Source organism: Sinorhizobium sp. NFACC03 (genome assembly GCF_900103435.1).
Classification (GTDB): domain Bacteria; phylum Pseudomonadota; class Alphaproteobacteria; order Rhizobiales; family Rhizobiaceae; genus Ensifer.
In genome coordinates, this window is sequence record NZ_FMXF01000006.1 from 183,365 (window position 1) to 199,177 (window position 15,813).

At 62.9% G+C, this 15,813-nt stretch carries 13 protein-coding genes; 5 read left to right on the forward strand and 8 right to left on the reverse strand.

Going from position 1 to position 15,813, the window contains the following annotated elements:
• Window positions 1–5 precede the first annotated feature (5 nt).
• From BLU35_RS11890 to BLU35_RS11925, 8 genes are all read right to left on the reverse strand, one after another.
• Window positions 6–1,727, reverse strand: coding sequence for an ABC transporter substrate-binding protein (locus BLU35_RS11890; protein ID WP_057255036.1), 1,722 nt, complete (start codon window positions 1,725–1,727; stop codon window positions 6–8).
• Window positions 1,728–1,806: 79 nt separating this feature from the next.
• Window positions 1,807–2,229, reverse strand: a complete 423-nt coding sequence (locus tag BLU35_RS11895) for a DUF2160 domain-containing protein (RefSeq protein ID WP_082616181.1) — start codon at window positions 2,227–2,229, stop codon at window positions 1,807–1,809.
• Window positions 2,229–3,047: a carbohydrate ABC transporter permease gene (locus tag BLU35_RS11900; RefSeq protein ID WP_057255037.1), complete on the reverse strand. Its 819-nt coding sequence runs from the start codon at window positions 3,045–3,047 to the stop codon at window positions 2,229–2,231. The genes BLU35_RS11895 and BLU35_RS11900 overlap by 1 nt, the downstream gene beginning before the upstream one ends.
• Before the next feature lie 22 nt (window positions 3,048–3,069).
• Window positions 3,070–3,936: a carbohydrate ABC transporter permease gene (locus BLU35_RS11905; RefSeq protein ID WP_057255038.1), complete on the reverse strand. Its 867-nt coding sequence runs from the start codon at window positions 3,934–3,936 to the stop codon at window positions 3,070–3,072.
• A 2-nt stretch (window positions 3,937–3,938) separates the two neighbouring features.
• Entirely contained in the window at window positions 3,939–5,009 is a 1,071-nt protein-coding gene (locus tag BLU35_RS11910; protein WP_093233142.1) for an ABC transporter ATP-binding protein, read from the reverse strand.
• Window positions 5,010–5,030: 21 nt separating this feature from the next.
• Window positions 5,031–6,101: an ABC transporter ATP-binding protein gene (locus BLU35_RS11915; protein ID WP_093233143.1), complete on the reverse strand. Its 1,071-nt coding sequence runs from the start codon at window positions 6,099–6,101 to the stop codon at window positions 5,031–5,033.
• Window positions 6,102–6,240: 139 nt separating this feature from the next.
• On the reverse strand, window positions 6,241–7,758 hold the full coding sequence (gene glpD / locus BLU35_RS11920; protein ID WP_058321751.1) for a glycerol-3-phosphate dehydrogenase: 1,518 nt from the start codon (window positions 7,756–7,758) through the stop codon (window positions 6,241–6,243).
• A 131-nt stretch (window positions 7,759–7,889) separates the two neighbouring features.
• Window positions 7,890–8,654: a DeoR/GlpR family DNA-binding transcription regulator gene (locus tag BLU35_RS11925; RefSeq protein ID WP_058321804.1), complete on the reverse strand. Its 765-nt coding sequence runs from the start codon at window positions 8,652–8,654 to the stop codon at window positions 7,890–7,892.
• Between the two features lie 171 nt (window positions 8,655–8,825).
• On the opposite strand from BLU35_RS11925, the gene BLU35_RS11930 reads away from it, so the two are divergent.
• From BLU35_RS11930 to fdhF, 5 genes are all read left to right on the forward strand, one after another.
• Complete coding sequence (locus BLU35_RS11930) at window positions 8,826–9,593, forward strand: SDR family NAD(P)-dependent oxidoreductase (RefSeq protein WP_058321752.1); 768 nt, start codon at window positions 8,826–8,828, stop codon at window positions 9,591–9,593.
• Between the two features lie 220 nt (window positions 9,594–9,813).
• Window positions 9,814–10,710: a LysR family transcriptional regulator gene (locus tag BLU35_RS11935; RefSeq protein ID WP_057255043.1), complete on the forward strand. Its 897-nt coding sequence runs from the start codon at window positions 9,814–9,816 to the stop codon at window positions 10,708–10,710.
• A 179-nt stretch (window positions 10,711–10,889) separates the two neighbouring features.
• Complete coding sequence (locus BLU35_RS11940) at window positions 10,890–11,369, forward strand: formate dehydrogenase subunit gamma (protein WP_057255044.1); 480 nt, start codon at window positions 10,890–10,892, stop codon at window positions 11,367–11,369.
• Window positions 11,366–12,922: a formate dehydrogenase beta subunit gene (locus BLU35_RS11945; RefSeq protein WP_093233144.1), complete on the forward strand. Its 1,557-nt coding sequence runs from the start codon at window positions 11,366–11,368 to the stop codon at window positions 12,920–12,922. The genes BLU35_RS11940 and BLU35_RS11945 overlap by 4 nt, the downstream gene beginning before the upstream one ends.
• Window positions 12,923–12,933: 11 nt before the next feature.
• Complete coding sequence (fdhF, locus tag BLU35_RS11950) at window positions 12,934–15,813, forward strand: formate dehydrogenase subunit alpha (RefSeq protein ID WP_058321755.1); 2,880 nt, start codon at window positions 12,934–12,936, stop codon at window positions 15,811–15,813.

The window sequence follows — 15,813 nt, forward strand, 5'->3', positions numbered from 1 at the left end:
TCTTGTTACTTCTGCCAGCTCTTGACCAGATCGTCATAGTTGACGGTCTGCGGCTTTTCCTTCTCGTTCTCGACCTTCAGCTGCGGAGCGAGGTTGCCAGCCTTGACGGCTTCGGCGTTCCAGTACTCAAGGTCATGCTCTTCGGCGAGCTTCGGACCGATGTCGCCCTGAACGCCCGAACGTTCGAGACGGGAGAGAACCTTCTCCTGCTCGGCGCACAGCGAGTCCATGGCTTCCTGAGCGGTCTTCGCACCCGAGGATGCATCGCCGATCGCCTGCCACCACAGCTGAGCCAGCTTCGGATAGTCAGGAACGTTCGTGCCGGTCGGCGACCACTGCAGGCGGGCCGGCGAACGGTAGAACTCGATCAGACCGCCGAGCTTCGGAGCACGGTCCGTGAAGCTCTTGTGGTCGAGCGTCGACTGGCGGATGAAGGTGAGGCCGACATGGCTCTTCTTCACGTCGACGGTCTTCGAGGTCACGAACTGCGCATAGAGCCATGCGGCCTTGGCGCGGTCGTCAGGGGTGGACTTCAAGAGCGTCCAGGAACCGGCGTCCTGGTAGCCGAGCTTCATGCCGTCCTTCCAGTAGACGCCGTGCGGGCTCGGCGCGAAACGCCACTTCGGCGAGCCGTCCTCGTTGACGACGGGCAGGCCCGGCTTGACGAAGTCGGCGGTAAAGGCCGTGTAGGTGAACATCTGCTGGGCGATTTCGCCCTGCGACGGAACCGGACCGGATTCCGAGAAGGTCATGCCCTGGGCAGCAGCCGGTGCATAGGCCTTCATCCAGTCGAGGTACTTCTGGATCGAGTAGACGGCGGCCGGGCCGTTGGTGTCGCCGCCGCGGGCAACGCACGAGCCGACCGGACGCGAGTTCTCGTCGACCTTGATACCCCATTCGTCGACCGGCTTGCCGTTCGGGATGCCCTTGTCGCCGTTGCCGGCCATCGACAGCCAGGCGTCGGTGAACCGCCAGCCGAGCGACGGGTCCTTCTTGCCGTAGTCCATGTGGCCATAGACCTTCTTGCCGTCGACTTCGCGGCCGGTGAAGAACTCGGCGATGTCCTCATAGGCCGACCAGTTGACCGGAACGCCGAGGTCGTAGCCGTACTTCGCCTTGAAGTCCGCCTTGTTCTTCTCGTCGTTGAACCAGTCGTAGCGGAACCAGTAGAGGTTCGCGAACTGCTGGTCGGGCAGCTGGTAGAGCTTGCCATCCGGCGCGGTCGTGAAGGACTTGCCGATGAAGTCGTCGATGTCGAGGTTCGGGTTGGTGACGTCCTTGCCTTCATTGGCCATGAAGTCCGTCAGGCTGCGCGCCTGCTGGTAACGCCAATGGGTGCCGATCAGGTCAGAGTCGTTGATGTAGGCGTCATAGACGTTTTCGCCCGACTGCATCTGCGTCTGCAGCTTTTCGACGACGTCGCCTTCGCCGATCAGGTCGTGGGTGATCTTGATGCCGGTGATGTCGGCGAAGGCCTTGGCGAGGGTCTTCGATTCGTATTCATGGGTGGTGATCGTTTCGGAAACGACCTTGATTTCCATGCCGGCGAAGGGCTTAGCCGCATCGACGAACCACTGCATTTCGGCTTCCTGGGCCGCGCGGTCGAGCGAGGACATGTCGCCGATTTCGGTATCGAGGAACTTCTTTGCCTCGTCCATGCCGGCAAAAGCGGTGCCGGTGAAAGCCAGCAGCATAGCCGCCGTCGTAGTCAAAAGATGCCGTCGCATAATTCCCTCCCTTAGGTTTGCGAATGCGGTTCTTTAGCTTTTGAGGGGCCGCGCGCGCGGCCCCTCAAATCGGCTCGCCTCAGACGTAGCGGAAGACGCCGACGGCATAGACCAGGGAGAGCGCGAGCGCCCACCACAGGTTCTGCCCGCCGACGAAACCGAGCCATGCGAGGTGAATGAAGGCGCTTCCGAGCAGCGACACGAAGAGGCGATCGCCCCGTGTCGTCTCGAAGCGCAGGATGCCGACGCGCGGGTTTCCGCCCGGCGCGGCATATTCCCAGACCGCCATCATCGACAGCAGCGCGAAGATGGTGAGGAAGAACATGGCCGACGGAAACGACCAGGCCATCCAACCACCGGCGACCAGCGGCGCGAACCAGTCGCGTGCGCCGTCCTTGATCGGCAGCATGCTCATGAGCAGCCCGGCGGCGGCGGCATAGACGATCAGAACGGCGGCGAAGGGCAGTTGCCAACGGGCCTTGCGAATGGGTTGAGCGGTCATCATACCCTCCCCAGGGCAAAGCCCTTGGCGATGTAGTTGCGGACGAAATAGATCACCAGCGCGCCCGGAATGATGGTGAGCACGCCGGCAGCGGCCAGCACGCCCCAGTCGAGGCCGGAAGCGGAAACGGTGCGGGTCATGGTGGCGGCGATCGGCTTGGCGTCCGTGGTCGTCAGCGTGCGGGCTAGCAGCAGTTCGACCCAGGAGAACATGAAGCAGAAGAAGGCGGCGACACCGATGCCCGAGGCGATCAGCGGCATGAAGATCTTCACGAAGAAGCGCGGGAACGAATAGCCGTCGATATAGGCGGTTTCGTCGATTTCCTTCGGCACGCCCGACATGAAGCCTTCGAGGATCCAGACGGCGAGCGGCACGTTGAACAGGCAGTGGGCAAGCGCCACGGCGATGTGCGTGTCGATCAGGCCGAAGGCCGAATAGAGCTGGAAGAACGGCAGGGCGAAAACGGCCGGCGGCGCCATGCGGTTGGTCAAGAGCCAGAAGAACAGGTGCTTGTCGCCGAGGAAGCGGTAGCGCGAGAAGGCGTAGGCCGCCGGCAGCGCTGCCGATACCGAGATCACCGTGTTCATCACGACGTAGATGATCGAGTTGATGTAGCCGTTGTACCAGGACGGATCGGTGAAGATCACCTGGTAGTTCCGGAGCGTCGGGTTCACCGGCCAGAGCGAGAAGGTGCTGAGGATCTCGCTCGTTTCCTTGAAGCTCATGTTGACGAGCCAATAGATCGGCAGGAGCAGGAAGACGATGTAGATCGTCGGCACCAGCCAGGAAAGGCGTTCGGTAAGCGGTTGTGTTTGCATGTTGGTTCTCCTCCCGCCTTTATCAGCCTTGCGCGTCGCTCGTGGTCATCACGGTGTAGAAGATCCACGAGAGCAGCAGGATGATGAGGAAGTAGATGATCGATAGCGCTGCCGCCGGACCGAGGTCGAACTGGCCAATGGCCGTCTTGACGAGGTCGATCGACAGGAAGGTGGTGGAGTTGCCGGGGCCGCCGCCGGTGACGACGAAGGGCTCGGTATAGATCATGAAGCTATCCATGAAGCGCAGCAGGAAGGCGATCAGCAGAACGCGCTTCATCTTCGGCAGCTGGATGTAGCGGAACACCGACCAGCGCGAGGCGCCGTCGATCTTGGCCGCCTGGTAATAGGCGTCCGGGATCGAGACGAGGCCGGCATAGCACAAGAGCACGACGAGGCTCGTCCAGTGCCAGACGTCCATGACGATCAGCGTCACCCAGGCGGCGACCGGGTTCTGCACGTAGTTGTAGTTGATGCCCATGCCTTCGAGCGTGCGGCCGAGCAGGCCGATATCGACGCGGCCGAACACCTGCCAGATGGTGCCGACGACGTTCCACGGGATCAGGAGCGGCAGCGCCATCAGGACGAGGCAGACCGGGACGCCGAGGCCCTTCTTCGGCATGTTGAGCGCGATGATGATGCCGAGCGGGATTTCGATGGCCAGAATGATCGCCGAGAAGATCAGGTTGCGGGTGAGCGCGTCCCAGAAACGGTCGGAGGTCAGCACCTGCACGTACCAGTCGGTGCCGGCCCAGAAGAACGCGTTGTTGCCGAAGGTGTCCTGGACCGAATAGTTGACGACGGTCATCAGCGGGATGACGGCCGAGAAGGCGACCAGCACGAGAACCGGCAGCACCATGAACCAGGCCTTGTTGTTCCAGGTTTTTTCCATGGTCAGGCCTCCTCGCCGACGCGCCAGGAATCGGCGTAGATGTTGATGGCTTTCTGATCGAAGCGGACGCGCGGATCGGCGGGGATCTCGCCATCCTCGTCGACGATGATCGAGATCGGCTGATCGGCGAAGCGGGCGCGCACGATCTTGTGGCGGCCGATGTCCTCGACCTTGGTGATCGCGACGGGCATGCCTTCGCGGCCGAGCGAGACGAATTCCGGGCGGATGCCAAGCTCGGTCTTGGCGCCGGCCTTGAACTTGGGCAGGAAGTTCAAGGCCACGTGTTCGCCGCCGACCGTCGCGGTGTTGCCGTCGAGCTTGACCGGAAGCACGTTCATGCCCGGCGAACCGATGAAGTAGCCGACGAACGTGTGGCGCGGGCGCTCGAAGAGTTCGGCCGGGGTACCGATCTGAACGATCTGGCCGTCATACATGACGACGACCTTGTCGGCGAAGGTGAGCGCCTCGGTCTGGTCGTGGGTGACGTAGACCATGGTGAAGCCGAACTGCTTGTGCAGCCGCTTGATCTGCGAGCGCAGCACCCACTTCATTTCCGGATCGATGACGGTCAGCGGCTCGTCGAACAGGATGGCGCTGACGTCGTTGCGCACGAGGCCGCGGCCAAGCGAGATCTTCTGCTTCTGGTCGGCGGTCAGCCCGCGGGCGGTCTTCTTCGCCCAGCCGCCGAGACCGATCATTTCGATCGTCTCCTTGACGCGGCGGTCGACCTCGGCTTCCGGCACATGCCGGTTGCGCAAGGGGAAGGCCAGATTGTCGTAGACGGTCATCGTGTCGTAGATGACCGGGAACTGGAACACCTGGGCGATGTTGCGTTCCTGGGTCGAGAGATGCGTCACGTCCTTGCCGTCAAAGAGAATGCGCCCTTCCGACGGATTGATCAGGCCCGAGATGATGTTGAGCAGCGTGGTCTTGCCACAGCCGGAAGGGCCGAGCAGCGCATAGGCGCCGCCGTCGTTCCATTCGTGATGCACTTCCTTCAGCGCGTAGTCGTTTTCAGACTTCGGCTTGGCGCCATAGGCGTGGCGGATATGTTCGAGATCGATGCGTGCCATGTTTTCCTCCCAGCGCCCCCTTTAGGCCGCGCCGCCGATGGCGCGTCCATCAGGCCCGAAGGCCATGAGATGACGGGTGTCGACGAAGACCTCGAGGGTCGCGTCGGGTTCGATGTCGTGAATGCCTGGCGCGAGCATGACCCAGCGCGCATTGGCAAATCCGACGTGAATGAAGCTTTCCGAGCCTGCGATCTCGGAGATCGCGGTCTTGACGGTGAGTGCGTCGCCGCTGCCTTGCGGACGGTCGAACGAAATATGGTGCGGCTGGAAGCCGACGGTGCAGGGACCGTCGGCAATGCCAGCCAGATGCGAAGGCACCGCGAGCACAGGCTTGCCCTCAAGCGTGAAGGCCGAACCTGATTTGACGAGTTCGATGCAGTTCAGCGGCGGATCGGCGAAGGTGCGGGCGGTGATGAGGTCGACTGGACGACGATAGACGTCGATGGTCTTGCCGAACTGGGTGATGCGGCCCTGGCTGAGGGCTGCCGTATTGCCGCCAAGCAACAACGCTTCCGAAGGCTCTGTCGTCGCATAGACGAAGATGGCACCGGAGGCGGAAAAGATCTTCGGCAGTTCCTCGCGCAGTTCCTCGCGCAGCTTGTAGTCGAGGTTGGCGAGTGGTTCGTCGAGCAGCACGAGATCGGCGTTCTTGACGATGGCGCGCGCCAGCGCCGTGCGCTGCTGCTGGCCACCCGAGAGATTGAGCGGCGTGCGGTCGAGATAGGGCGTCAGCTTCAGGAGATCGGCGGCCTTGCGCACTTCGCGGTCGATCGTCGCGGTGTCGGCGCCGCTGATGCGCATCGGCGAGGCGATGTTCTCATAGACGGTCATCGCCGGGTAGTTGATGAACTGCTGGTAGACCATGGCGACCGAGCGCTTTTGCACCGGCAGGCCCGTCACATCGATGCCGTCGAAGATCAGCGAACCGGAAGCCGGCTTGTCGAGACCGGCCATCAGCCGCATCAGCGACGTCTTGCCGGACAGGGTCGGGCCGAGCAGTACATTGAGCGACCCCCTCTCCAGCACCAGGTCGGTCGGGTAGATATGCGTCTCCCCGCCCACGACCTTGGATATCTTCTTCATTTCAAGCATTGAATTCTCCACCCAGCCTGTCGGCAGTCCCGAGCGTTTCCAAGCCGGCGTGGAAACGCTCCATCTCGTCGTTTTTCGCATTTCCGGACCCAGAACCGCAGCGCGCTTTGGCTGGAAATGCTTCGGAATGCGAGGATCCTCACGCGGCTGCGTCGGCCGCGCCTCGCATGTATTCCTCCAGTGCCGCCGCCTCGCCGGGCGTCAGCTTCAATCCCAGTTTCGTGCGGCGCCACAGCACGTCCTCAGCGCGCCGTGCCCATTCCTTGGCGATCAGCCACTTGACTTCCGCCTCGTAGAGATCGGCACCGAAGCGGCGGCCGAGCGCCGCCTCGTTCGAGGCCGAACCCAGGAGGGTGGCTGCCTGCGTGCCGTAGAGGCGCACAAGGCGACGGGCATGCACAGGCGCAAGGAAGGGGTATTGCTTTTGCAGTCTTGCGACTTCGTCGGCATAACCCTGGGCGGGGAATTCTCCGCCCGGCAGCTTTGATCCTGCGGTCCATTTCGAACCCTTGACGCCGATCGCCTCGCCGATCTTTTCGAGCGCGGATTCACCGAGGCGGCGGTAGGTCGTGAGCTTGCCGCCGAAGACGTTGAGCAGCGGTGCCGCACCCTTGTCGCCCTCGACGCGCAGCACGTAGTCGCGGGTTGCTTCCTGCGCCTTGCTGGCGCCGTCATCATAGAGCGGGCGCACGGCCGAATAAGTCCAGACGATATCGTCCTTCGTCACCGGTTCCAGAAAATATTCGCTCGCCGCGCTGCAGAGATAGTCGACCTCGGCATCGCTGATGCGCACATCCGCCGGGTTGCCGGTGTAGTCGCGATCGGTGGTGCCGATCAGCGTGAAGTCTTCCTCGTAAGGGATGGCGAACATGATGCGGCCATCCGGGTTCTGGAAGAAATAGGCACGCGGATCGTCGAACTTCTTCTTCACGACGATGTGGCTGCCCTGGACGAGGCGGACATTGTGGACGTCGTTCTTGCCGAGCGCGCCCGAAAGCACCGCATCGACCCAGGGGCCGGCCGCATTGATGAGCATGCGCGCCTGCAGGGTCTTGCGTTCGCCGGTTGCCTGATTTTCGGTCTCGACGGTCCAGAGCGCGCCGTTACGCCGTGCCGAGACGACGCGGGTTCGGGCCATGATCACGGCGCCGCGATCGGCAGCATCGCGGGCATTGAGCACAACCAGGCGGGCGTCATTGACCCAGCCGTCGGAATATTCGAACGCCTTGTTGAACAGCCGCTTCAGCGGCTTGCCGGCCGGATCGCGGTTCATGTCCAGCGTCGCCGTTGCCGGCAGCAGCTTGCGGCCGCCGATGTGATCGTAAAGGAAGAGGCCGAGGCGGATGAGCCAGGCCGGGCGCAGGCCGCCCTTATGATAGGGCAGCACGAAGCGCATCGGCCAGATGACGTGCGGCGCCATTGCCCAGAGCACTTCACGCTCCATCAGCGCTTCGCGCACGAGGCGGAACTCGTAATGCTCGAGATAGCGCAGGCCGCCATGAATGAGCTTGGTGGAGCCGGAAGAGGTGCCGGAGGCGAAATCGTTCATTTCGGCCAAGGCGACCGAGTATCCGCGGCCGACCGCGTCGCGCGCGATGCCGCATCCGTTGATGCCGCCGCCGATGACGAAGACGTCGTAGATTGCCTGCTCTGACACTGCTGTTTCCCCTCCACTTTTCGCGATGCACAAATTGATGCATGAGCGAAAGTGAAATCAGTTAAAACGAAAACATACCGAATGTCAAACGAATGCTCCCCGAATCTTTAGGGGTGTCTAAACCTCCCGATTCAGACGTCGGTTTCGATCAGCCGAACATCCTGTTCGGCACAGATTTTCCTGACATTTTCAAGCGTACAGCGATCGGTGATGAAGGTCTGGACCTGGGAGATATGGCCGATGCGCACCGGCGCGGTTCTTTCGAATTTGGTCGAGTCGGAAACGAGGATGACATGGCGTGCATTGGCGATGATCGCCTGGGCGACTTTCACTTCTCGGAAATCGAAATCGAGTAGCGCGCCGTCATGGTCGATCGCCGAGGCGCCGATGACCGCGAAATCGACTTTGAACTGCTTGATGAAGTCGACGGCGGCCTCGCCGACGATACCGCCGTCGGAGCCACGCACGACGCCGCCGGTGATCACCACCTCGATCGAGGGGAACACTCGCAAGCGGTTGGCGACGTTGATGTTGTTGGTGATGACCATCAATTCCTTGTGGTCGAGCAGCGCTTCACCCACGGCCTCGGTCGTCGTGCCGATATTGATGAACAGCGAGGCGTTGTCGGGGATGAGTTCGGCGGCCGCCCTGCCGATCGCCTGCTTCTCCGGTGCTGCGATCTGGCGGCGGGCATCGTATTTGACGTTTTCCTTGCCGCTCGGGAAGATCGCACCGCCATGAATGCGGTTCAAAATCTTGGCGTCGCAGAGGTCGTTCAGGTCCTTTCGGATGGTTTGCGGCGTAACGGAAAAGCGCTGCGCCAGTTCCTCCACGAGCACCCGGCCCTCGCTCTTCGCCAGCTCCAGGATTTCCGCCTGCCGACCTGTCAGGTACATTCCGTCCTCCCCATTTTCGTTTTGTTTCATAATATGCAAAAACGAAAGCCATGCAATTTCAGATTCGGCGGTTTCGATGAAATCGCTTTCGCTGCGGGCCAAAGGATCAGTGCGCGTTGCATTCGTTTCGCCGATGGGCGACTCTGCTTGAGGAATGAAGAGGGGAAGGACATGTTTCATCCGGCGTTGTTCAAGGGCATGACCGTTGTGGTCACCGGTGCAGGGCGCGGCATCGGGCTGGAGGTTGCCCGGCAGTTTCTGGATTGCGGCGCGCATGTGCTCGTCCATGCCGGCCGATCGATCGGCGATCTGCCCGATTTTCTCGAATCGGCGGCGACGGAAGGCCGGGCGCATGTCGTCACCGCGGATTTTCTGGCGCCCGGTGGCGTCGAGGGGCTGGCCGAGGTGGTCAGAGGCCAGTTCGATAGCATCGATATCCTCATCAACAATGCCGGCACCATGGTCGGTCGCTTCCCGGCGGCAGAGCTGACCGACGAGCAGTACCAAACCGTCGTGCAGCTCAACCAGACTGCGGTCGTCGAAATGACGCGGGCGATGCTGCCGCTTCTGCGCAAGGGTACGCATCCGGCGATCGTCAACACCGTATCGATCTCCGCCCTGACAGGGGGCAGCGCCGGCTCTTCGATCTATTCGGCCAGCAAGGCCTTCGTCGCCACCTATTCCAAGGCGCTGGCGCGCGAGCTCGCGCCCGAGGGCATCCGGGTCAACTGCGTTTCGCCGGGCACGATCACCACCGACTTCCACGAGCGCTATTCGTCGCCGGAAAAACTGGAGGCGACCCGCAAGACCATCCCGCTCGGCCGGCTCGGGACGGCGGAAGATTGCGCGCCGGCCTATCTGTTCCTCGCTTCGCACGCGCTGTCGGGCTACATCACCGGGCAGGTGTTGGAGGTCAATGGCGGGCAATTGATTGCTTGAACATGTGTTTGCGTCGGCGTTCGCCCCTCATCCGCCTGCCGGCACCTTCTCCCCGCGCGCAGGGAGAAGGGACAGCGCTGCGCCGTATTCGTTCTGCCTTGACTGCAAGCGGGCTTGTCTCGCCGGGCACGTCCCCTCTCCCCGCGAGCGGGGAGAGGGTTAGGGTGAGGGGCAAGCCAGTCCAGTAGCGTGGCAGAATCAAGAACTCCAAAGGCATGACATGATCGACAAGCTGGAAATGTTCCTCGTTCTCGCACGCGAAAGACACTTCGGTCGCGCGGCGGAGGAGTGTGGCGTAGCGCAACCGACCTTGTCGGCCGCCATCCGCCAGCTCGAGGATCAGCTTGGCGTGATGCTCGTCAGCCGCGGGTCGCGCTTCCAGGGACTGACGCCGGAGGGGCAGCGCGTGCTCGAATGGGCGCGCCGTATCGTCGGCGATGCCCGCACCATGCGCGAGGAGATGCGGGCGGCGCGCAAGGGCCTTTCCGGCCATATCCGCCTGGCCGCGGTGCCGACGACGCTGGCGATGGTGCCGATGATTACCGCGCCATTCCAGGAGAAACATCCTGATGTCACCTTCTCGGTGCTGTCGACCACGTCGCTGCAGATTCTGGCGCTGCTCGAAAATCTCGAGATCGATGCAGGTCTCACCTATCTGGAGAACGAGCCGCTCGGCCGGGTAACCAGCGTTCCGCTGCAAGTCGAGCGCTATCACCTCGTCACCGCCGCCGGAACGCCGCTTTCAGAGCGGGAAAGCGTGACGTGGAAAGAGGTTAGCGACGTTCGGCTTTGTCTATTGACGGCCGACATGCAGAACCGCCGCATCGTCAACCAGCATTTTGCCGAGGCAGGCGTGGTCGCCAGGCCGACGCTCGAATCGAACTCGATGATCGTGCTTTTTTCGCATGTGCGGACCGGGCGCTGGGCCAGCATCATGCCGTTCAACGTCGCGAAATCATTCGGTTTTCATGAGGATATCCGGATGATCCCGATCGTCGAGCCGGATGCCCGTCACACGGTCGGCCTGGTTGCGACCCATCGTGAGCCGTTTACGCCGCTTGTCTCGGCTCTGTTGCACGAGGCGCGTATCCTGGGTGAGCGAAACCAGGTTCAATAGATTATTTCTATCGATCGACGGAACAGCCTTATTGACCCATCGGGCCATAAGCGCGAAGCTTTTTTCATCATGGCCGGAGACCGCCGAGGATCGGCCTTCGCCAGGTATTGAAATGTCGGCTGGACCGGTCGCCCGTTTGCGGGTGTCGCCGTCTAGCCCATGAGCCGGGAGGGCTCCCGTTGAACATCCATCAGCCGCGCGCCGACATCGCGGAAACCACCCTTGCCATCGTCGAGGAGCTCAAAGGGCTCGAAGGTCCGCTGTTGCCGATCCTGCACGAGCTTCAGGAAGAGTTCGGTTATGTGCCGCAGGAGTGCCTTCCGGTGATTGCGCGCGAGCTCAACCTGTCGCGCGCCGAAGTCTACGGTGTGATGACGTTTTACCATGACTTCCGCGAGCATCCGGCCGGACGCCATGTGCTGAAGCTCTGTCGCGCCGAGGCCTGCCAGTCGATGGGCGGTGATCAGCTCGCCGAGCGCGCCAAGCGGCTGCTCGGCATCGATTTCCATGAGACGACGCCGGATGGCGCGGTGACGCTGGAGCCGGTCTACTGTCTCGGGCTCTGTTCCTGCGCACCCTCGGCCATGCTTGACGGAGAGGTGCATGCCCGGGTCGATGCCGCCGATCTCGAGGCGCTCGTTCAGGAGGCGCGGCGATGACGGTGAAAATCTATATCCCGCGTGACGCCGCCGCCGTGGCGCTCGGTGCCGAGAAGGTCGCCAAGGCCGTGGCCGAGACGATCGCGGCCCGCGGTCTCGACGCGACAATCATACGCAATGGCTCACGCGGAATGCACTGGCTGGAGCCGCTGGTCGAAGTGGAAACCGCTGAAGGTCGCGTCGCCTACGGTCCGGTCAAGGCACGCGATGTCGGTTCACTGCTTGATGCCGGGCTGCTCGATGGCGGCGACCACGCGCTCTGTCTCGGGAAGACCGAGGAGATCCCCTTCCTCAAGCAGCAGACGCGACTGACATTTGCGCGCTGCGGCATCACCGATCCCCTGTCGCTCGACGACTACCAGGCCCATGGCGGCCTTGCCGGTCTGCGCAACGCCATCGCCATGGCGCCGGAGGCGATCGTCGCGCAGGTGACCGAGAGCGGCCTTCGCGGCCGCGGCGGCGCCGGTTTCCCGACAGGCATCAAGTGGAAGACGGTTCTCGAGGCCGCGGGGACACGCAAATACATCGTTTGCAATGCCGACGAGGGCGACAGCGGCACCTTTGCCGACCGGATGATCATGGAGGGTGATCCCTTCGTGCTGATCGAGGGCATGGCGATCGCAGGCATCGCGACCGGCGCCACCAAGGGCTTCATTTATACCCGCTCCGAATATCCCCATGCGATCGCGGCGATGGCTGAGGCGATCGAGATCGCGCGCAAGGCCGGCGTGCTCGGCGCTTCGGTGCTCGGCTCCGGCAAGGCCTTCGACATGGAGGTGCGCACCGGCGCCGGCGCCTATGTCTGCGGCGAGGAAACGGCGCTGCTCAACAGCCTCGAAGGCAAGCGTGGCATCGTTCGCGCCAAGCCGCCGCTCCCGGCCCACAAGGGCCTCTTCGACTGTCCGACCGTGATCAACAACGTGATCTCGCTCGCCTCCGTCCCTGTTATCATGGACAAGGGGGCTACCTTCTATCGCGACTTCGGCATGGGCCGCTCGCGCGGTACGATCCCGATCCAGATCGCCGGCAACGTCAAGCATGCCGGCCTGTTCGAAACCGCCTTCGGCCTCGCGCTCGGTGAGATCATCGATCACATCGGCGGCGGTACGGCGAGTGGCCGGCCGGTGAAGGCCGTGCAGGTGGGCGGCCCGCTCGGCGCCTATTTCCCTCGCGCTCTGTTCGACACGCCGTTCGACTATGAGGCCTTTGCCGCGCGCGACGGCCTCATCGGCCATGCCGGCATCGTCGTTTTCGACGATACCGTCGACATGCTGCACCAGGCGCGTTTCGCCATGGAGTTCTGCGCCGTCGAGAGCTGCGGCAAGTGCACGCCCTGCCGCATCGGTTCGACGCGCGGCGTCGAGGTGGCGGACAAGATCGCCGCCGGCATCGAGCCGGAGAAAAACCGCGAACTGCTCGCCGATCTCTGCAACACGATGAAGTTCGGTTCGCTCTGCGCGCTCGGCGGTTTCACGCCCTATCCCGTCATGAGCGCCATGACCCATTTCCCGGATGACTTTCAGCCGGCACCGCGCGTTGAAGCGGCGGAGTGAGGAGGAAGACCATGTCTCTCATACATGAAATCGACTACGGCACTCCCGCTTCCAAGTCCGAAAAGCTGGTGACGCTGACGATCGACGGGTGCGAGGTCACGGTACCTGAGGGTACCTCGATCATGCGTGCGGCGATGGACGCTGGCATCGAAGTGCCAAAACTCTGCGCCTCCGACATGATGGATGCCTTTGGCTCCTGCCGGCTCTGTCTCGTTGAGATCAAGGGCCGCGCCGGCATGCCGGCCTCGTGCACGACGCCGGTGGCGGCGGGTATCGAAGTCTCGACCCAGACGCCGCGGCTGAAGGATGTGCGCCGCGGCGTGATGGAACTCTATATTTCCGACCACCCGCTCGACTGTCTGACCTGCGCGGCCAATGGCGATTGCGAACTGCAGGACATGGCCGGCGCCGTCGGCTTGCGCGACGTGCGCTACGGCTACGAGGGCGAGAACCACGTCACGGCCCGCAACAATGGCGAGATCAACGCCAAGTGGATGCCGAAGGACGAGTCCAATCCCTACTTCACCTATGATCCGGCCAAGTGCATCGTCTGTTCGCGCTGCGTGCGCGCCTGCGAGGAAGTGCAGGGCACCTTTGCGCTGACGATCGGCGGTCGCGGTTTCGACAGCCGCGTTTCCGCCGGCATGGCGGAAGACTTCATGTCGTCGGAATGCGTCTCCTGCGGCGCCTGCGTCCAGGCCTGCCCGACGGCGACGCTCACAGAGAAATCGGTCATCGAGATCGGCCAGCCGGAACATTCCGTCGTCACCACCTGCGCCTATTGCGGCGTCGGCTGCTCGTTCAAGGCGGAAATGCGCGGCGAGGAGCTGGTGCGCATGGTGCCGTGGAAGGATGGCCAGGCCAACCGCGGCCATTCCTGCGTCAAGGGCCGTTTCGCCTACGGTTATTCCAACCACAAGGACCGCATCCTCAACCCGATGATCCGCGAGAAGATCTCCGATCCCTGGCGCGAGGTCACCTGGGAGGAGGCCTATGCGCATGTGGCCTCCGAGTTCCGGCGGATCCAGTATCAGTACGGTCGTGATTCCGTCGGCGGCATCACCTCGTCGCGCTGCACCAATGAAGAGACCTATCTTGTGCAGAAGCTGGTGCGCGCCGGCTTCGGCAACAACAATGTCGATACCTGCGCCCGCGTCTGCCATTCGCCGACCGGTTACGGACTCGGCCAGGCCTTCGGCACGTCGGCCGGCACGCAGAATTTCGATTCGGTCGAGTTCACTGACGTTGCCGTCATCATCGGCGCCAACCCGACGGACGGCCATCCGGTCTTCGCGTCACGACTGAAGAAGCGACTGCGCGAGGGCGCCAAGTTGATCGTCATCGATCCCAGGCGCACCGACATCGTGCGCTCGCCGCATATCGAAGCCTCCTATCACCTGCCGCTGCAGCCAGGCACCAATGTCGCGATCCTGACGTCGATGGCGCATGTGATCGTCACCGAAGGCCTCGCCGACGAGAAATTCATCCGCGAGCGCTGCGACTGGTCGGAATACGAGGACTGGGCGGCTTTCGTCGCCGAGCCCTATCACAGCCCGGAAGCGACCGAAGCCTATACCGGCGTGCCGGCCGAACTCGTGCGTGGTGCAGCAAGGCTCTATGCTACCGGCGGCAATGGCGCGATCTACTATGGTCTCGGCGTCACCGAGCACAGCCAGGGCTCAACGACGGTCATGGCGATCGCCAACCTCTCGATGGTCACCGGCAATATCGGCCGGCCGGGCGTCGGCGTGAACCCGCTGCGCGGTCAGAACAACGTGCAGGGCTCCTGCGACATGGGTTCGTTCCCGCACGAGTTGCCGGGTTACCGCCATATCTCCGACGACGCGACCCGCGAGACGTTCGAGAAGCTCTGGGGCGTCGAGATTTCCAACGAGCCTGGCCTGCGCATCCCGAACATGCTCGATGCCGCGGTCGATGGCACCTTCAAGGGCATCTATATTCAGGGTGAAGACATCCTGCAGTCCGACCCGGACACCAAGCACGTGGCCGCCGGGCTTGCCGCGATGGAGTGCGTCGTCGTGCACGACCTCTTCCTCAACGAGACGGCGAACTACGCCCACGTTTTCCTGCCGGGTTCGACGTTCCTGGAAAAGGACGGCACCTTCACCAATGCCGAGCGCCGCATCAACCGGGTGCGCAAGGTGATGACGCCGAAAAACGGCTATGCCGACTGGGAGGTCACGCAGAAGCTTGCCCAGGCGATGGGCCTCAACTGGAACTATCGTCATCCGTCCGAGATCATGGACGAGATCGCTGCCACGACGCCGAGCTTCGCGCTGGTCTCCTACGACTATCTCGACAAGTTGGGCTCGGTGCAGTGGCCATGCAACGAGAAGCATCCCGAGGGCTCGCCGATCATGCATGTCGACGGCTTCGTGCGTGGCAAGGGCAAGTTCATCCGCACCGAATATGTGGCGACCGACGAACGCACCGGTCCGCGCTTCCCGCTGCTCTTGACCACCGGCCGTATCCTCAGCCAGTACAATGTCGGCGCCCAGACGCGGCGTACCGACAACGTCGTCTGGCACGCGGAAGATCGACTGGAGATCCACCCGCACGATGCCGAACAGCGTGGCATTCGCGACGGCGACTGGATCAGGCTTGCCAGCCGCGCCGGCGAAACGACCCTGCGTTCGCTGATCACCGACCGCGTTGCGCCGGGCGTTGTCTACACCACCTTCCACCACCCGACGACGCAGGCAAACGTCATCACCACCGACTTCTCCGACTGGGCGACGAACTGCCCGGAATACAAGGTGACGGCGGTGCAGGTGATGCCGTCGAACGGGCCTTCGGACTGGCAGGTGGACTATGACGAGCAGGCCCGCCAGTCGCGCCGGATTTCCGGCAAGCTGGAGGCGGCGGAATGA